The organism is Brevundimonas vesicularis (genome assembly GCF_044807075.1).
In the GTDB taxonomy this organism is placed as follows: Bacteria; Pseudomonadota; Alphaproteobacteria; order Caulobacterales; family Caulobacteraceae; genus Brevundimonas; species Brevundimonas vesicularis_G.
The window spans coordinates 29,978-46,804 of record NZ_CP085235.1; the positions used below are offsets into that span (position 1 = coordinate 29,978).

A 16,827-nucleotide genomic window follows, 5' to 3' on the forward strand; every position below is an offset into this window, starting at 1 on the left:
GGCCTTGCGGCCGTGCGCGTCCTGTTGGAGACATCCCTTGAAACCTTCCCAATCCGGCGTTGCCGGATGGCGAGGGCGAGGCGCGGCCGTATCCGCCCTCGCGCTCGCCCTGGCGGCGGCCTGGCCGCCGCCCGCCATCGCGCTCGCCCAGTCGCCGGCTTCTGCTGAAGCCGCCTCTGGTCCGGCGCTCACCCTTGAAGGCGCGCTGCGGCGCGCCGTCGCCGCCGATCCGGCGCGACCGGGTCTCGACGCGCGCCTGCGCGGCGTCGAGGCCGGGGTTCGCCAGGCCGGCCTTCGTCCCAATCCGACCCTGGGTCTGATGGTCGAAAACCTGCCCACCCTGGGCGGAGGCGACATTCTGGGGCGAACAGAAACCACGCTGACCTATGAACAGAAGCTGGAGAGGGGCGGCGATCGATCCGCCCGCACCGGCCTGGCGCAAAGCGAAGGCCTGCTGATCACGGCCCAGGCCCAGATCGCGCAACTGGATCGCCTCGAACTGGTGCAGCGCGCCTGGGTCGACGCCATGGCGGCCGAAGCCCAGTTGGATATCGCGCGGGAGCGGCTTTCGCTTGCTGAAGGCTTCCAGAGGGAAGTCCAGCGTCGCGTGAACGCGGCCCGTGATCCGTTGTTCGCAGGGGCGCGCGCCGAGGCCGAACTGGCCCAGGCCCAGATCGACTTCGATCAGGCAGAGATCGCCGTTCGCGTCGCCCGCATCGTCCTGGCCAAGTTCTGGGACGGCGTCGCCGACTTCCGCATGGGCTCCTCCGACTTTGACGACACGAGCGCCGCGTGGGTCGCCGCAGGGGCGGTGGCGCAAGCGGACCTTGAAGCCTTCCGCGCCCGTCAGGCCATCGCCGACGCCCAGGTTCGCCTGGAGCAGGCGCGCGCTGTGCCTGACCCCACGGTCAGCATCGGCGTTCGGCATATCTGGGACAATGAGGCGGCTCTGGTCTTCGGCGGGTCCATGCCGCTGCAGCGATATGACCGCAACCAAGGCGCCATCGATCGCGCCCGCGCCGATGGACTGGCGGCACGGGCCGATCAAAACGCCCTGCGCCTTGAGCGCGAGCGGGAAATCGCCCGCCTTCAGGTGCAGCTTCTGGCCCGCGCCAATGAAGCGCGGCGAATCGCCGAAGAAACCCAGCCTCAGGCTGAACGCGCCGTCGTCCTGGTCCGCGAGGGCTTCGCGCGCGGCGGCTTCACCTACAACGACGTGATGAGCGCCCATGCGGCCTTGTTGCAGGCCAAGGCCCGTCGTGCCGCGGTGCTGCAGACCTTCCACAACGACCGCGCGCGGCTCGACCGCCTGACCGGCGCGCACGCCGACCTGCTCGGCCTGGAGACACAACCATGAAGACGTCACGCACTTCCGCGACTGCGCTCGGCTGCGTCCTGGCCGCCGTCGCCCTGACGCTGGCCGCCTGCGGCGGCGGCGACAAGGCCGCCAAACCCGAAGGCGAAGCGGCGGCCGCCGCCGATTACGAACGCGGACCGCACAACGGCCGCCTGCTTCGCGACGGCGACTTCGCCATCGAGGTGACCATCTATGAGGAAGGGCCGGAACCATTGTTCCGCCTCTATCCCTACCTCAACGACAAGCCGTTCGATCCCAGACAGGTGCAAGCGAACATCGCTCTGACCCGCCTGGGGCCGAAGGTGGATCGCTTCGTCTTCACGCCCGAGAACGACTATCTGGCCAGTCCGGGCGTCGTGTCTGAGCCTCACTCGTTCGACGTCGCGGTCAGCGCCGTTCGTGCGGGCAAGCGCTCGGCCTGGACCTATCCGTCCTATGAGGGCCGGACGGTCATCAGCGCCGATGCGGCCCAGGCCGGCGGCGTCACCACCCAGCAGGTCGGCCCCGCCGTTCTCGGCGAGAGCCTGCCGCTCAGCGGCCGCGTCGAGATCACGCCGGAAGGCCAGGCCGAGGTCCACGCCCGCTATCCGGGCCGGGTCATGTCGATGACCGTTGAACTGGGTCAACGCGTCTCGCGCGGGCAGGTCGTCGCCCGCGTGGAGTCGAGTGAAAGCCTCCAGACCTATTCGGTCACCGCGCCCATCTCGGGCGTGATTACCGCCAAGACCGTCAACCCCGGCTCCATCACCGGCGGCGGCGCCCCCATGCTGACGATCGGCGACCCGACCCGCCTTCATGCCGAGTTCGTCCTCTATCCACGCGACGCAGAGCGCGTGCGCGTTGGGCAAAGGGTCGAGATCAAGAGCCAGGCGGGCGAGCATACGGCCAGCGGCGTCATCAAGGCGATCCTGCCGGCCGACGACGTGCTCAGCCAGACCCTCGTGGCCCATGTCGAATTGCCCTACCAGGGCGGTGTCTGGCGGCCCGGCCTCGGGGTTTCGGGTCTGGTCCAGGTCGGCCAGGGCGAGGCGCCGCTGGCGGTGCGCACCAAGGCGCTGCAGCCGTTCCGCGACTTCACTGTGGTCTACGCCAAGGTCGGCGACACCTATGAGGTGCGCATGCTCGACCTGGGCCGTCGCACCGAAGAATGGACCGAGGTTCTGGGCGGCATCGAGCCCGGCGCGACCTATGTCGTCGACGGCGCCTTCCTCATTCGCGCGGACATCGACAAGTCCGGCGCGAGCCACGACCACTAGGGGGATGCGTCACCATGCTTGAACGCATCATCAGCCTGTCGATCCGGCATCGCTGGGTCGTGCTGGCGCTCGTCCTCGTGGCGGCCGTCATCGGCGTCTGGAGTTTCCAGAAGCTGCCGATCGACGCCACGCCCGACATCACCAACGTCCAGATCCAGATCAATACGGAGGCGCCCGGCTATTCGCCGCTTGAGGCCGAACAACGCATCACCTTCCCGGTCGAAAACGCCGTCGCCGGCGTGCCGGGCCTGTCCTACACCCGGTCCGTCTCGCGCTACGGCCTGAGCCAGGTGACGGTCGTGTTCGAAGACGGGACCGACATCTACAGGGCGCGGCAACTGGTCAACGAGCGGCTTCAGACCGCGCGCGGCCAGCTTCCGTCAGGCCTGTCGCCTGAACTGGGGCCGATCGCCACGGGTCTGGGCGAAATCTTCATGTACACGATCGAGGCCAGGCCGGGCGCCCGCAAGGCCGATGGTGCGCCTTACTCGCCTGAGGATCTTCGCACCCTGCAGGACTGGGTCATCCGTCCGCAGATGCGCAACACGCCCGGCGTCACCGAGGTCAACACCATCGGCGGCTACGAGCGCCAGTACCACGTCACGCCCCGTCCTGAACGGCTCGCCGCCTTCGGCGTCACCATGGACGAGGTCGTTTCGGCGCTGGAGCGCAACAACGCCAATGTCGGCGCCGGCTATGTCGAACGCTACGGCGAGCAATGGCTGATCCGCGTGCCGGGTCAGGCCTCGACGGCGCAGGATCTGTCCAACATCGTCATCACCACGCGCGGCGGCGTTCCTGTCCGGATCGCCGAAGTCGCCGAAGTCGGCCTAGGCGAACAACTTCGCACAGGCGCGGCGACGGAAAACGGCAAGGAGACGGTCCTGGCGACCGTCCTGATGCTGGCCGGTGAGAACAGCCGTGTCGTCGCCCAGGCGGCGGCGGCCCGACTGGAGGAAGCAGCCAAGGCCCTGCCGGATGGCGTGGTCGCATCGCCCGTCTATGACCGCACCGACCTGGTCGAGCGGGCCATCAGGACGGTCGAGAAGAACCTGCTTGAGGGCGCCCTGCTCGTGATCGTGGTGCTGTTCCTGTTGCTGGGGAACTTCCGCGCGGCCCTGATCACGGCGGCGGTCATCCCCATCACCATGATGATGACCATCACCGGCATGGTGCGAACCGGGGTGTCGGGCAATCTGATGAGCCTGGGCGCGCTGGACTTCGGCCTGATCGTCGACGGCGCCGTCATCATCGTCGAGAACTGCCTGCGGCGCTTCGCCGAGGCCCAACATCGGCAGGGGCGTCTGCTGACCCGTGACGAGCGCTTCTCCCTGGCGGCGCGCGCGTCCAGTGAAGTGATCCGGCCGTCCCTGTTCGGCGTCCTGATCATCACCCTGGTCTATGTGCCGATCTTCGCCCTGGACGGGGTCGAGGGCAAAACCTTCCATCCCATGGCCATCACCGTGGTCATCGCCCTGACCGCCGCCCTGGTGCTGTCCCTGACCTTCGTGCCGGCGGCGGTGGCGATGTTCGTCACCGGCAAGGTGCAGGAGAAGGACAGTTTCCTGATGCGCTGGGCGCGCACCGGCTATCAACCGGCGCTCGACTTCGCCCTGAGGATGCGCATCGCCATGGTCGCCGTGGCCGTGGCCCTTGTCGTGGGCGCGGCCCTGATCGCCTCACGCATGGGGTCGGAGTTCGTGCCGAACCTGGACGAAGGCGACATCGCCATGCACGCCCTGCGCATTCCGGGCACCAGCCTGACCCAGGCCATCGAGATGCAGACCGCTCTCGAAGCCCGTCTGGCGAAGTTCCCGGAGGTCGAACGGGTCGTGGCCAAGATCGGCACGGCGGCGGTCGCCACCGACCCTGTGCCGCCTTCGGTCGCGGACACCTTCATCCTGCTGAAGGACCGCAAGGACTGGCCCGATCCCCGCAAACCGAAACTCCAACTCGTTCGCGAGATGGAAGAGGCGGTGAACGCTGTGCCGGGCAGCAAATACGAGTTCACCCAGCCCATCCAGATGCGGTTCAACGAACTGCTGTCCGGCGTCCGGGCCGACGTCGCCATCAAGGTCCATGGCGACGACCTGGATCAACTCGTGCAACTCGGCTCCCAGATCGAGGAAATCGTCGGCGCCGTACCCGGCGCCGCCGATCCGCAGTCCGAGCAGGTCACCGGCCTGCCCATGCTGCAGATCACCCCGAACCGGGACGCCATCGCGCGCCTGGGTCTGAGCATCGCCGATGTTCAGTCAGTCATCTCCACCTCGATGGGCGGGGCGACGGCGGGGCAGATCTTCGAGGGCGACCGACGCTTCGACATTGTCGTGCGCCTGCCGGAAGACCTGCGCCGCAACACCGCCGCCATCGGCCGCCTTCAGGCGCCGCTTCCGGGTGCAAACGGTCAGCCGCGAGGCTTCGTGCCGCTCAGCGAGATCGCGACGATCACGCTGGAGACCGGCCCGAACCAGATCAGTCGCGAAGACGGAAAGCGTCGCATCGTCGTGACGGCCAACGTCCGCAATCGCGACCTCGGCTCCTTCGTTGGCGAGGTGCGAGAGCGGGTGGATCAGGAAGTCGACCTGCCCGCCGGCTACTGGGTCTCCTACGGCGGGACCTTCGAGCAACTGATCTCGGCGGCCAAGCGGTTGCAGTTGGTCGTTCCGGCGGTCTTGCTGCTGATCTTCGGCCTGCTGTTCGCCCTGTTCCGCTCCTGGCGGGATAGCGCCATCGTCTTCTCCGGCGTGCCCCTGGCGCTGACCGGCGGGGTGGCGGCGCTGGCGCTGCGGGGGCTGCCGTTGTCGATCTCGGCCGGCGTCGGCTTCATCGCCCTGTCGGGCGTGGCCGTGCTGAACGGCGTCGTCATGGTCAGTTTCATCCGGGGTCTGATCGAAGAGGGCAGGCCCGTGGGCCAGGCCATCCGGGAAGGGGCGCTGACGCGCCTGCGCCCGGTGCTGATGACCGCCCTGGTCGCCAGCCTCGGCTTCGTCCCCATGGCGGTCAACGTCGGCGCCGGGGCGGAGGTCCAGCGTCCGCTGGCCACCGTGGTCATCGGCGGGATCGTCTCTTCGACCATCCTGACCCTGCTCGTGCTCCCGGCTCTCTACAGCCTGGTCCACGGACGCGACGCCCCGGGCGATCGGCCCAGGCCCGCCTGGCTGGACCACCTCCCCTTCCGTCGCCGCCGCGGGCTCTGAAGCGGTCGGCCGCCCCGTTCCGGGGCGGCCGCTCGTCAGCGCCTCAACGCATCACCGACATCCGCAGATGACGGCGGACGTCGCACCTTCACTCCCATCGCAAGGATGCCCATGACTTCCGCACCCTGCCGCGACCGTCTGTCGTGGCTTCGATCACCCTGGACCCTGGCGGTCCTCGTGGTCGGCTTCCTCTTCCTTGAGGGCCTACTGAGCCAGGTCCTCGCCCACGGCGTCGCCGAAGGCGACAAGGGCTATATCCAGGAGACCTCGGGTTTCCTGTTCTGGCCCTTCGTCTACCTGGGGGCCAAGCACATGGTCACCGGCTACGACCACCTGCTCTTCCTGTTCGGCGTCATCTTCTTCCTCTACCGGATGAAGGACATCGGCATCTATGTGACGCTGTTCGCCATCGGCCACTCATCGACCTTGCTGCTGGGCGTCCTGACGAACATCAGCGTCTCCAGCTATCTGGTCGACGCCATCATCGGCCTGTCGGTCGTCTACAAGGCCCTGGACAACATGGGGGCCTACCGGAGGTGGTTCGGCTTCCAGCCCTCCACCAAGGCGGCCACGATGATCTTCGGCCTGTTCCACGGCTTTGGTCTCGCCACCAAGCTGCAGGACTTCCAGCTTTCCTCCGAGGGACTGATCGGCAACCTGATCGCCTTCAACATCGGCGTCGAGCTGGGCCAACTGCTCGCCCTGGGCGGCATCCTCATCCTGATGGGCTTCTGGCGCCGCACGGACGGCTTCTGGAAGCACGCCTACCTCACCAACGTCGTGCTGATGACGCTCGGCTTCATTCTGACGGGCTATCAGCTCGTCGGCTTCTTCGTCATGTGACCGGAGACACCCTCATGTACAACGCAAACCGCCCATCCAAAGCCGACCTGCCGTCCACGGGCCACCTGTTGAAGTCGACCGGCGTCGCCGCCGTCACAGCCTCGGCGCTCCTGATCACGGTCGTTCTGCCCGCCGAATACGGCGTCGATCCCACCCGCATCGGCTCGGTGTTCGGCCTGACCGAAATGGGCCGCATCAAGCAGCAACTCGCCAAGGAAGCCGAAGCGGACGCTGCGGCCGACGCAGCCGCCGTGGATGCTGCCCCCGCAGCCTCGGCCGCCGCTTCCGCGCCCGCCATCGCACAGGCGCAGACGTCCGGGCCGAACGCCGCTCCCCCTGCGGCTCCGACGGTCGTCGCGCCCGGCGCCGTGCGCACCGACGAAACGATCCTGACGCTGCAACCCGACCAGGGCGCCGAGATCAAACTGGTCATGGAGGAAGGCGCCACCGCGCGGTTTACCTGGACGAGCAGCGGCGGGAAGATCAATTTCGACACCCATGCTGACCGGCCCGGTGTTTCCTATCATGCCTATGGCAAGGGTTCGTCCCCTCGTGAAGAAGGTGTCCTGACAGCAGCTTTCACCGGCAGCCACGGCTGGTTCTGGCGCAACCGCACCGGCCAGCCCGTGACCATCACCCTCAAGACCGAGGGCGCCTATACGGAGATCAAGCGGGTCGTGTAGGCCTAGTCCCTCTTCGCCGCCACCCGATCAGGCGGCGGCGAAGCCAGGCCTGAACGTGCAGGTTAACAAGGACCTCACGCGGAAGCGTCCCAGATCGCCTGCCTAGGCCTTCGGTTGGTCGGCGACAGTCATCGCACTTAACTCGTGACCTGATCGCGCCTCAGCGCGCGCAGCAAGCAGCTCTTTGGCGGGAGCGCCAGTTCAGGCCGTGCGCGAGGATCAATACAGCGCCTCCTGTCACAGTGATGACGGTTCCCCACAAAGGGCTCGGAACCTCGGCGGCTCCCAGAAACAGGAAGCCCGCGCCAGCCATCGCCAGTGCCCTCACCGTCCACGAACAGTCATGCCTGACCTGACGAAACAAGGTCCAAGCTGACAGGCCCGTGGCGGCGAAGGCCAACCCCCAATGCAGCGCTTCCGTTTCCACCCAGGCTCCAGAGAGCGAAAGCGCGCCAACGGCGATCGTCGCCGCCAGACAATGAAGGAAGCAGACCAGAGACAGAAGCATGGCCAGGATGTCGCCAGCCCTTCCGTCGCCCGATCTGCCCTTTGCGCCTTGGCTTGCAGCGGCCTGAATCATCCGTCGCACTTAGATTTGATAGGCCATGCCGAGACGCAGGTTACGACCCGGCAGCGGCGCTATGTCCTTGCGGGACGAAGCCATGAGGCGGAAAGCGGCGCGCATGAAAACCTCGGACAGAAAGACTCCATAAAATGTTATAGGATAACATCACATTCGGTCAAGCGGCCGTCCAATTTCCAGGCGCATCGCCTCACCGCCGCTTCGGCCACCGGCGGTGATTGTCATCAATCATTACAGGGTGGGCGTGCGCTACGCCTGCCGCATCGGGGCGCATTCCCTCGTCCAGGTGCGCGTGATCCGGCTCCATATCGAGGTGATCGTGCACCAGGTTCAGCGGATCATGCGCAGGCCAGAGGACGAGCGCCAGCAAGGCGCCGAGACCGCAAAGTCCCGCCAGAACGACGAAGGCCGCCTGAGGATCGGCTTCGGCCGACACCAGCCCCGCGACCGGATAGGCGATCAACCAACAGACGTGCGACAGGGCGAACTGGGCGGCGAACAGGGCCGGTCGCTCGATCGCCGTCGATGATCGACGCAGGGCGCGACCCGCAGGGGTGATGGTCAGGGAGTAGCCAAAGCCCATGACGATCCACAGACCGATCAGCATCGGATAGCTGCGGGCGAACAGGGCCCCTGCGATCAGCACCGCCGTCATCAGGACCGCGCCCGACACCATGGCGCTGCGGTCCGTCACCCGCTCCAACGTCTTCGGCAGAAACACGGCCGCCGTCATCGACCCGCCGCCGAACGCCGCCAGGGCCCAGGCAGTCGCCTGCTGCGACAGGCCGAAGTTCGACTGCACCAGGACCACGGTGTTGACGAAGACCATGGCGCCGCCCGCCGCCGTCGCCAGGCTGATCGCCAGCAAGCCGCGCAGGCGCGGCGTCAGGGCGAACAGCTTCACGCCCCCGGTCAGACGACGCAGGAACGGCAGGCTCTGCGACGCCGACAACTTGGGCAAGACCGCCGTTACGACGAAGCCCGCCGACAGGATGAAGCCCAGCGCCGTCCCGACGAAGAGGTTGTGATAGCTGATGACGGCCAACAGCACCGCCGCCAGCACGGGGCTGGCGACGCTTTCCAGATCGGCCGCCAGCCGGGACAGGGACAGGGCCTTGGTGTACTCGCCCTCATCCTCCAGCAGGTCGGGGATCATGGCCTGAAAAGCCGGGGTGAAGGCCGCCGAGGCGACATAGAGGACGGTCATCAGCCCGTAGACCTGCCAAGCCTCGGAGACGAAGGGCAGCGAGGCCGCGACGCCGGCCCGCATCACGTCCAGCGAAACCAGCAGGGTCTTGCGCGGCAGTCTCGACGCCAGGGCGCTGGCGAAGGGCGCCGCGCCGACATAGGCGATCATCTTGATCGCCAAGGCCACGCCGAGGATTTCACCGGCGCTGGCGCCTGCCAGATCATGCGCCAGCAGCCCCAGGGCCACGGTCGCCATGCCGGTCCCCAGCAAGGCCGCCACCTGGGCGATGAACAGGCGGCGATAGGCGGCGTTCCTCAGGGGCGAGAACATCACGGACCTTCCAATGCGGGCGTTTTCGCCATTTGACCTATCCCCACCAGGGGGATAGGTCAAACTCATGGCACACATCTCTCATGCTTCGCATCCGGAAGTCATCAAGCGCCTCAAGCGCGCCGAGGGCCATCTGCGGTCCGTCGTCCAGATGATGGAGGACGGCCGGGCCTGCCTCGACCTCGCCCAGCAGCTTCAGGCCATCGAGAAGGCGGTCGCAGCGGCCAAGAGGACCCTGATCCATGACCATGTGGATCATTGCCTGGCGCAGGCTGCGGCGGGCGCGCCTGAACAGTCGCGGGCCGCCTTGGCCGAATTTCGCGACATCACCAAGTATCTGTGAAGGATCGGCATGTTTTCACCCTCCCCCAGCCGTCGCAGCATTCTGTCTGGCGGGCTGGTGCTTTGTGGCGTCGTCGTCGGATCCGGAGCGATGGCCCAGACGCGACGAAACATCACGGTCTACAAGACGCCCTGGTGCGGTTGCTGCGGCCTTTGGGTCGGTCATCTGCGCCAGGCCGGCTGGACGGCCCGTGTCATCGATGTCGAGGACCTCGCCCCCGTCCGGGCGCGCCACGGGGTGCCGGACAGGCTCGCCTCCTGCCATACCGGCGTCGTCGGCCGCTACGCCATCGAGGGTCATGTGCCGGCCGCCGATATCGATCGGCTGATCAGGGAGGCGCCCGCTGGGCGCGCCCTGGTGGTTCCCGGCATGCCCGCCGGCTCGCCCGGGATGGAATCCGCCGGACGTGAGCCCTACGTCTCCCTGCTGTTGCTCGCCGATGGTCGGACCCGGGTGTACGGCCGTCATAACGGGGGGTGACTTTCGGCGGGTGTGGCCGGGCGACCGGCACTCGGCGCACACCCGGCCGAAACCGTTCAGGCGGCGGGGAGCAGTTCGGTCTCAACCTCCGCGCCCCGGACGAGCATCAGATCGACAGGGCAGCGGTCCGCCATCTCCAGCAACCGGGCGCGCTGCGTCTCGTCCAGCGCGCCTTCAAGGGTGATGGCGCGTTTGAAGACGTCGGCCGGCGTCTGGTCCCGCCGTTTCGAGTGCACGACGCGAACGGCGGCCCGTTTCAGCGGCCATCCCTTCCGGGCGGCGTACATACGCATGGTCATCACACTGCAGGCGCCCAGACCCGCCGACACGAGTTCGAACGGCGATGGACCACTGCCCAGGCCGCCCAGGCTCACCGGTTCGTCGGCGAGGAAGGCATGAGGCCCGGCGCGAACCCGGGTCTGATAGGCGCCGCCGCCCGTCTCCTCGACGAGGACGCCAGCCAAGTCGCCCTCGTCTCCCGTCAGGTCGGGCTCGAGCGCCGGAAGGTAGCGCGACGCCCAGCAGGCGATGACGCCGGCGACATAGTCGGCGTCCGTCTGGCGGGTGAGCAGGTGATCGGCGTCGTCCAGGGAAATGAAGCTCTTGGGATGTCTGGCCGCCACGAAGATGGCGGAAGCGTTGTCGATGCTGACGACCTCGTCCAGCGGCGCATGCATCACCAGCAGCGCGCGTTTCAGACGGCTGACGGCATCCAGAGGCGAGCGGGTCCTGACGTCGTCGACGAAGCTCTGGCCGATCCGGTACGGTCGACCGCCGAGCGTCACCTCGGCCTCCCCTTCGCTTTCGATCCGCTTCAGATCCTCTTCTGACACATGGGTCAGTACATGGGCCGCGTCGGCGGGCGCCCCTATGGTGGCGATGGCCCGCACCTGGGGCAGATGTTCGGCGGCGGCCAGCACCGCCAGGCCGCCCAGGCTGTGACCGACCAGAAGATTCGGCGTCATGCCGGCCGCTTCCATGGCTCCGCTGGCCGCGATCAGATCCTGCACGTCGGCGGCGAAGCTCGCGTCAGCGACCTGGCCGTCCCGATCACCCGCCCCGGCGAAGTCGAAACGCAGGACGCCTACCCCGCTTCGCGCCAGCGCCCGAGACAGCCGCACCGCGGCCAGACCGTCCTGACCACAGCTGAAGCAATGCGCGACGATGGCCCAGCCTCGCAGCGTCGCCTGCGGCCGCTCGATCACGCCGACGATCCTGCGCCCGTCCCCCAGTCCGAACTCGAACTCCTTGTCTCCGCTCATTCGCATGTTCTCCATTCATGGGTCCAATCGGCGCGGGCCGCTCGGGATGATGCGGCCCAGCCTACAGTGTTCCGCCGCGGCATGGTCAAGCGACGCGTCGTCGGGCTTCGCATCAGGCGGCCGCCTCGGTCTCTGTCGGCCGTCCCGGAGGGGCAGCCAGACGCCGCCGGCGCAGACCAGCAGCAACAGCAGGCTGAATGCGCCCGGCGCGGCTTCCCAGCCGAGCCCCCACTCCCCCATGCGGACGAGGAACGGCACCGCCAGCATCAGCGAGGCTGTGAAGAGCGCCCCCTTCCGCAGGATGAGCCTGTGCAGGATGAGGAAGACCGGCGCCGTCAGCCCCGCGCCCAGACCTGCGATGGCGGCCCAGTCTGAAGGCGCGACGCCGACGAGCGGAACGAAGAGAACGACCGTCACGGCCAGCATGGCGGCGCCGGCCCCGGTAATGGCCGGCAAGGCCGAGAGGGCGGACAGGTCCGCCATGCGCGCGCGGAAGACGTAGCCGTACAGGGCGTAGGACGCTGTTCCGCCGAACACGAGCAGGGCGCCGCCGATGAGGTGCAGCCCCTCCGCCCCGGCATGACCCTCGCTTGCGGGCATGTCTGAGATCGCATAGACCAGCGCGCCGCCCAGGGCGAGACAGGCTCCCAGCACCTTGTTGCGGGTGACCCGTTCCCCAAAGGCGACGGCGCCGATCACGAATGTGAGGCTCGGCAGAAGCGAGATGATCAGACCGGTGCGGGAGGGGCCGATGAACGCCGCGCCGAGCATGGTTCCGGCATAGTAGAGGAAGAAGCCCAGCAGTCCGAGCAGAGCGACTGTTCCGCCGCGTCGCGCCGCAATCCGCGCCTCGGAACGGCTCCGAGCGGAAAACAGCACGATCGCGGCAAAGACGATGAAGCTGGCCCCTGTGCGGCCGGCGGCCACCAGCAGCGGCGACACGCCCGAAACGAGGTAGCCGACGAGCAGCCAGCTCGCCGACAGAAGCAGAACGAGCGTGACCGAGAGGATCGGCGTCGTCAGCGCGGTGCGCGAGGCGGCGACCAGGCGAGTCCCGTTCCACATCCTGCTTCCCTTCATCGCCTCCTCCAATCGCCGACGAGCAAGGCTCCCCAGCCCGCCGGCGGCGTCCGGCAAGCCCGTGACGGATCAGAGGAAGACGCAGGTGATCCGGACATCGCACGCAGCGCGCCAGGCCCGGACGGCGCCGGCACGGTCAGGCCGGTCGAGCATCCGGTCCCGTCAGTCGGCCTCGTTCTCAAAGGCGCTCAGGCGACAGAAACAGGCTGCGGCGATCTTGATGTCGGCCGAAGCCACGGCGATGTCGCGCTGGAGGACGATCTCCCGGGCCTCGTCGTGCCGGCCGAGTTTCGTCAGACACTCGTAGAGGCCGTGCAGGCTCCAGACGTTGTTCGGTCGGATCCGCCGCCTGCCCAGCTTGCGCTCCAGCCCGAGGTCGATCCTGTGCTGTTCGGCAGCTTCGGCGTGCCGCCCCTGCTCGGTCAGCAGGGCGCAATAGGCGTGGCGGACGGGCTGCAGCCAGGCCGGAGGGTCGCTGTAGGGCAGCGTGTCCTCGAGGGCGATCGCCTCGCGCAACAGCGAGAACGCCTCCTCGATATTTCCCTTCCTGTATTCCAGTTCCCCGTCGAGCATCTTGCGCGCAATAGCGAGCGCCTGGAGCTCCGGCACGGGAATGGAGTTGAAACGGCTGTCCGGCACCGCGGCGACGGCGTCGATGAATTTCTCCCGTTCCGCCTCGGCTTCCGGCACGCGCCGCAGGGCCGCGAAAGCGATGCCGCGGGCATAGTGGATCATCGCCGTGGTCGAACAATAAAGTTCGCGGTCCGTCGGAAATTCCAAATCGAGGATGTCCTGCCAGCGCCCGAAGCGAATGAGAACATGCGGAAGCGTGGTGCCGTGCGCCTCGAGCAAATCCGCCATCGGCGGACTCTGGATGCCGAGCAGTTGCGGCGTCAGGACTTCCTTCAGCCGGTTCGCCATGAACAACGCCTCACGCGAACGGCCCGCCATCATCGCGCCATAGGCGCCGACCATCAGGTTGTGGACGCGATAGACGTTGTACCAGGCGCCGACTTCGGTCTCGTGACCGAAATAGCGTTCATCCGCCTCGACCGCATCGAGGTTGGAATCGATCACCCGGCGCCAGTCGCCGCAGGCGTTGTCGATGTGGGTGGACATATGCGCCAGATGGGCGCCGTCCCGCGACAGCCGACGCAGACGGTCGGCGGCCGGATGCGCGATCTCGGGCCACGGCGACATCTCCATCAGGTGGATATAGAGATGGTTCAGGACCGGATGCCGGTCGCCCCCGGGACGCGGCAGGGCGTCCTCGATCACCGCCCGGGCCTCCAGCGTGCCCGGTCCGATCGGTTCTCCCGTATCGAGATCCCACAGAGCCCGCGGACTGAGACAGATCAAGGCGTCCCCGAACAGCGCCGCCGCGTCGATGTCGTCAGAGAACTGCTGATAAAAGACCCGCATGGCGTCCGCGTAGGCGCGGTTCAGGCGATCGAATTCCTCCGGGTCGCGGGTCGCCTGTTCGGGAAAGCGTGGTCCAAGCGCCGCGATCAGGGCCTTTTCGAAGGCGGTGCCGTTGCGGGCGACCGCTTCGCGAGCGCGTTCAAGCGCGGCACGGCCGATCGTCACGGCCTTCTGCATGTCCTCGGCGTCGAAAAGCCGCCAAGCCTTGTTGTAGTTCGGGCCCGTGCCGAAGGCGACGCCCCAGTGCGCCATGGCGCAGTCGGGATCGTAGTCGAGCGCCTTTTCGAAGCAGCGGACCGCTTCCTCGGGATTGAAGCAGTAGGCCCAGGCCAGCCCCCGATCAAACCAGAGTTGCGCCTGTGGCGAGGTGGTCGTCACATCGCGACGGAAGTCGCCAAGGTCGTAATAGTCGTCTTTCATCATCCATGCTCCGCTGGCCAGGGCCGATCTGGGAACCCGACCGCCAAGGCTATAAGTTAATACCTGAATACATATTCATATATCATGTTTCAAGCGCAGATCGCGGGATTCCGGCCGTGTCGATCCATGCGATCCGCCTAGAGCGGCACGGCGGTGGTGTATTTCACCTGGCTGAGCGCGAAGTGGGAGGCGGCGGTCGCCACATTCGGATGGTTCAGCAGATCGCACATCAGGAAGCGTTCGTAACCGGCGACGTCTGCGGCCACGATCCGCAGAAGGTAGTCCCATTCCCCGGACATGGAATGGGCCTCCATGACGTCCGGCCGGGTGGCGAGGTAGGCCTCGAAGGCGGTCCTGTCTGCCGGGGCGTGCGACCGCATCCTGACCTGGCACATCACGTTCACGCCCCGGCCGACCCTTTCGGCATCGACCAGTCGCACGGCTCCCTTCAGAATTCCCGCCTCTTCCAGCGCCCGGATCCGGCGCCAGCACGACGCCGGAGACGATCCGGCGAGCTCCGCCAGGGCCACATGGCTCAGGCCGGCGTCGCCCTGTAAGGCGCGCAACAGCCGACGATCGACATCATCCAGCACTCTTTCTTTCATGAACTCGTCCATTCTGGAATTGGATTTCATATCACGCTCAAATTCGAGCCGCTTTGAAAGGCGATCCTCGCCTATCCGGTCTACAATGACCACGATGGCGCAGCCTCCTCGCGAGCTCTGGCCTCACCTCCCTCGCGCGCGCCTGCGCCATCTGTCACAGACGCGCCGTCAAAGAATGCCGGAGACACCCCCATGAGCATCACCCCCGAGAACCCCATTGGTCTGGACGGCTTCGAATTCGTGGAATTCACCAGCCCCGATCCCGAGGCGATGACCACCTTGATCGAACGCCTCGGCTTCGTCGCCACACACCGTCACCCGACGAAGGCGGTGGTTCGCTACAAGCAGGGGCGCACCAATCTGCTCGTCAACAGCGAAGCGACCGGACAGGCGGCTGCGTTCCGGGCGCTGCACGGGCCTTCAGCCAGCGGTATGGCCTTCCGCGTGGCCAACGCTCGCCAGGCCTATGATCTGGCCCTGTCGCGCGGTGCGCGCGCCGCCGACGCCGCCGCCGGCGCGCTCGGCGCTGACGCCATGGTGCTGGAAGGCATCGGCGGCTCCTACCTCTATCTCGTCGACCGCCACGGCGCAGCCGGGTCGCTGTACGACGATTGGACCGAGATCGACGGATGGCGCGAGGCCGAGGCCGCAAACAGCGTCGGCCTCGATATCCTGGATCACCTCACCCACAACGTCCGTCGGGGCCAGATGCGGACCTGGTCCGGCTTCTACAACCAGATTTTCGGCTTCGAGGAGCAGAAGTATTTCAACATCAAGGGCCAGGCCACCAGCCTCATCTCCCAGGCGATGATCGCGCCGGACAAGGCCATCCGCATTCCGCTGAACGAGAGCGAGGACGACCAGTCCCAGATCGAGGAGTTTATCCGTGAATACAACGGCGAGGGCATCCAGCACTTGGCCATGACCACGGATAACATCTACGAAACCGTCGAAGCCCTGCGCGCCCGTGGCGTACGATTGCAGGACACGATCGAGACCTATTACGAACTGGTCGACAAGCGGGTGCCCGGCCACGGCGAGGATCTGGAGCGGCTGAAGGCGAACCGCATCCTCATCGACGGAAACGTCGGCGAGGAAGGCATTCTGCTGCAGATATTCACCGAGAATCTGTTCGGACCCATCTTCTTCGAAATCATCCAGCGCAAGGGCAACGAAGGGTTCGGCAACGGCAACTTCCAGGCCCTGTTCGAATCGATCGAGCTCGACCAGATCCGGCGCGGGGTGATCAAGGTCGACGCCTGACCCGGCGCGGGGGTCGGATGCATATCATCCGACCCCCGTCATCGCTCAGACGCGCGACTTCAGTTGACCGACCCCGCCAGCCGACCGGACACCGGTCGGCGGCGCTTCCGAGGTTTCTTCCAGATCCATTAGGATCGGACAGTCGGGGCGATTGTCGCCCGCGCAACAGGCGATCAGCGTCTGCAGGGTTTCAGACATCTGCCTGAGGCTGGCGATTCGCGCATTGAGCACCGCGATATGCGCGCTGGCGATGCGTTTTACATCAGCACTTTGACGCGACCGGTCGTTCCACAGACTCAGCAGGTCCTGAATCTCAGCGACGGAAAAACCGAGGTCGCGGGCGCGCCGGATGAACCGGAACCGGTGCACGTCCGCGTCCGAATAGTCGCGATAGCCCGACTCCTTTCTGTCCGCCACCGGGATCAGTCCGGTCTGCTCATAGTAGCGGATCATCTTGGCGGATACGCCGGAAGCCTTAGCTGCCTGACCGATATTCATACTGATCTCTCCT

At 66.7% G+C, this 16,827-nt stretch carries 15 protein-coding genes; 8 read left to right on the top strand and 7 right to left on the bottom strand.

What is annotated here, in order from left to right:
• Positions 1 to 37 precede the first annotated feature (37 nt).
• From LG306_RS16660 to LG306_RS16680, 5 genes are all read left to right on the top strand, one after another.
• Positions 38 to 1,357 carry a TolC family protein gene (locus LG306_RS16660; RefSeq protein WP_184273174.1) on the top strand — a complete coding sequence of 440 codons (1,320 nt, stop codon included), beginning with the start codon at positions 38 to 40 and terminating at the stop codon, positions 1,355 to 1,357.
• Complete coding sequence (locus LG306_RS16665; protein ID WP_184273171.1) at positions 1,354 to 2,613, top strand: efflux RND transporter periplasmic adaptor subunit; 1,260 nt, start codon at positions 1,354 to 1,356, stop codon at positions 2,611 to 2,613. The genes LG306_RS16660 and LG306_RS16665 overlap by 4 nt, the downstream gene beginning before the upstream one ends.
• A 14-nt stretch (positions 2,614 to 2,627) precedes the next feature.
• Positions 2,628 to 5,813 carry an efflux RND transporter permease subunit gene (locus LG306_RS16670; RefSeq protein WP_184273168.1) on the top strand — a complete coding sequence of 1,062 codons (3,186 nt, stop codon included), beginning with the start codon at positions 2,628 to 2,630 and terminating at the stop codon, positions 5,811 to 5,813.
• Between the two features lie 111 nt (positions 5,814 to 5,924).
• Positions 5,925 to 6,656 carry a HupE/UreJ family protein gene (locus LG306_RS16675; RefSeq protein ID WP_191558759.1) on the top strand — a complete coding sequence of 244 codons (732 nt, stop codon included), beginning with the start codon at positions 5,925 to 5,927 and terminating at the stop codon, positions 6,654 to 6,656.
• Between the two features lie 14 nt (positions 6,657 to 6,670).
• Positions 6,671 to 7,339 carry a transmembrane anchor protein gene (locus LG306_RS16680; protein WP_184273162.1) on the top strand — a complete coding sequence of 223 codons (669 nt, stop codon included), beginning with the start codon at positions 6,671 to 6,673 and terminating at the stop codon, positions 7,337 to 7,339.
• Positions 7,340 to 7,499: 160 nt separating this feature from the next.
• Here the strand turns inward: LG306_RS16680 and LG306_RS16685 are convergent, their stop codons facing one another.
• Positions 7,500 to 7,919: a MerC domain-containing protein gene (locus LG306_RS16685; RefSeq protein WP_184273158.1), complete on the bottom strand. Its 420-nt coding sequence runs from the start codon at positions 7,917 to 7,919 to the stop codon at positions 7,500 to 7,502.
• A 193-nt stretch (positions 7,920 to 8,112) separates the two neighbouring features.
• Positions 8,113 to 9,441 carry an MFS transporter gene (locus LG306_RS16690; RefSeq protein WP_184273155.1) on the bottom strand — a complete coding sequence of 443 codons (1,329 nt, stop codon included), beginning with the start codon at positions 9,439 to 9,441 and terminating at the stop codon, positions 8,113 to 8,115.
• Positions 9,442 to 9,508: 67 nt separating this feature from the next.
• Between LG306_RS16690 and LG306_RS16695 the strand changes: the two genes are divergently transcribed.
• Both LG306_RS16695 and LG306_RS16700 read left to right on the top strand, forming a co-directional pair.
• The gene (locus tag LG306_RS16695; RefSeq protein ID WP_184273152.1) at positions 9,509 to 9,784 is read left to right on the top strand and encodes a metal-sensing transcriptional repressor; all 276 of its coding nucleotides are present in this window, start codon (positions 9,509 to 9,511) and stop codon (positions 9,782 to 9,784) included.
• Positions 9,785 to 9,793: 9 nt separating this feature from the next.
• Positions 9,794 to 10,264, top strand: a complete 471-nt coding sequence (locus LG306_RS16700; RefSeq protein ID WP_184273149.1) for a DUF411 domain-containing protein — start codon at positions 9,794 to 9,796, stop codon at positions 10,262 to 10,264.
• 56 nt (positions 10,265 to 10,320) lie between these two features.
• Here LG306_RS16700 and LG306_RS16705 read toward each other — a convergent pair whose 3' ends face one another.
• The 4 genes from LG306_RS16705 to LG306_RS16720 all read right to left on the bottom strand — a co-directional run bounded on the left by LG306_RS16705 (position 10,321) and on the right by LG306_RS16720 (position 15,053).
• A complete protein-coding gene (locus tag LG306_RS16705; protein WP_224762238.1) occupies positions 10,321 to 11,526 on the bottom strand; it encodes a bifunctional alpha/beta hydrolase/OsmC family protein in 1,206 nt (401 codons plus the stop codon).
• A gap of 15 nt (positions 11,527 to 11,541) precedes the next feature.
• Complete coding sequence (locus LG306_RS16710; protein ID WP_265150966.1) at positions 11,542 to 12,606, bottom strand: DMT family transporter; 1,065 nt, start codon at positions 12,604 to 12,606, stop codon at positions 11,542 to 11,544.
• A 162-nt stretch (positions 12,607 to 12,768) separates the two neighbouring features.
• The gene (locus LG306_RS16715; protein WP_184273143.1) at positions 12,769 to 14,451 is read right to left on the bottom strand and encodes a tetratricopeptide repeat protein; all 1,683 of its coding nucleotides are present in this window, start codon (positions 14,449 to 14,451) and stop codon (positions 12,769 to 12,771) included.
• Between the two features lie 134 nt (positions 14,452 to 14,585).
• A complete protein-coding gene (locus LG306_RS16720) occupies positions 14,586 to 15,053 on the bottom strand; it encodes an Lrp/AsnC family transcriptional regulator (RefSeq protein ID WP_184273140.1) in 468 nt (155 codons plus the stop codon).
• A 192-nt stretch (positions 15,054 to 15,245) separates the two neighbouring features.
• Here LG306_RS16720 and hppD point away from each other — a divergent pair, with 192 nt between their 5' ends.
• A complete protein-coding gene (hppD, locus tag LG306_RS16725; protein WP_184273137.1) occupies positions 15,246 to 16,316 on the top strand; it encodes a 4-hydroxyphenylpyruvate dioxygenase in 1,071 nt (356 codons plus the stop codon).
• A gap of 45 nt (positions 16,317 to 16,361) precedes the next feature.
• On the opposite strand, the gene cueR is transcribed toward hppD, so the two are convergent.
• Positions 16,362 to 16,814, bottom strand: a complete 453-nt coding sequence (gene cueR / locus LG306_RS16730; protein WP_184273134.1) for a Cu(I)-responsive transcriptional regulator — start codon at positions 16,812 to 16,814, stop codon at positions 16,362 to 16,364.
• Positions 16,815 to 16,827: the final 13 nt, after the last annotated feature.

Excerpts from the sequence above, each read along its gene's own strand:
- LG306_RS16665 (WP_184273171.1), top strand. The coding sequence starts at position 1,354 with ATGAAGACGTCACGCACTTCCGCGACTGCGCTCGGCTGCGTCCTGGCC.
- LG306_RS16670 (WP_184273168.1), top strand. The coding sequence starts at position 2,628 with ATGCTTGAACGCATCATCAGCCTGTCGATCCGGCATCGCTGGGTCGTG.
- LG306_RS16675 (WP_191558759.1), top strand. The coding sequence starts at position 5,925 with ATGACTTCCGCACCCTGCCGCGACCGTCTGTCGTGGCTTCGATCACCC.
- LG306_RS16680 (WP_184273162.1), top strand. The coding sequence starts at position 6,671 with ATGTACAACGCAAACCGCCCATCCAAAGCCGACCTGCCGTCCACGGGC.
- LG306_RS16685 (WP_184273158.1), bottom strand. The coding sequence starts at position 7,919 with ATGATTCAGGCCGCTGCAAGCCAAGGCGCAAAGGGCAGATCGGGCGAC.
- LG306_RS16690 (WP_184273155.1), bottom strand. The coding sequence starts at position 9,441 with ATGTTCTCGCCCCTGAGGAACGCCGCCTATCGCCGCCTGTTCATCGCC.
- LG306_RS16695 (WP_184273152.1), top strand. The coding sequence starts at position 9,509 with ATGGCACACATCTCTCATGCTTCGCATCCGGAAGTCATCAAGCGCCTC.
- LG306_RS16700 (WP_184273149.1), top strand. The coding sequence starts at position 9,794 with ATGTTTTCACCCTCCCCCAGCCGTCGCAGCATTCTGTCTGGCGGGCTG.
- LG306_RS16705 (WP_224762238.1), bottom strand. The coding sequence starts at position 11,526 with ATGAGCGGAGACAAGGAGTTCGAGTTCGGACTGGGGGACGGGCGCAGG.
- LG306_RS16710 (WP_265150966.1), bottom strand. The coding sequence starts at position 12,606 with ATGAAGGGAAGCAGGATGTGGAACGGGACTCGCCTGGTCGCCGCCTCG.
- LG306_RS16715 (WP_184273143.1), bottom strand. The coding sequence starts at position 14,451 with ATGATGAAAGACGACTATTACGACCTTGGCGACTTCCGTCGCGATGTG.
- LG306_RS16720 (WP_184273140.1), bottom strand. The coding sequence starts at position 15,053 with ATGAAAGAAAGAGTGCTGGATGATGTCGATCGTCGGCTGTTGCGCGCC.
- hppD (WP_184273137.1), top strand. The coding sequence starts at position 15,246 with ATGAGCATCACCCCCGAGAACCCCATTGGTCTGGACGGCTTCGAATTC.
- cueR (WP_184273134.1), bottom strand. The coding sequence starts at position 16,814 with ATGAATATCGGTCAGGCAGCTAAGGCTTCCGGCGTATCCGCCAAGATG.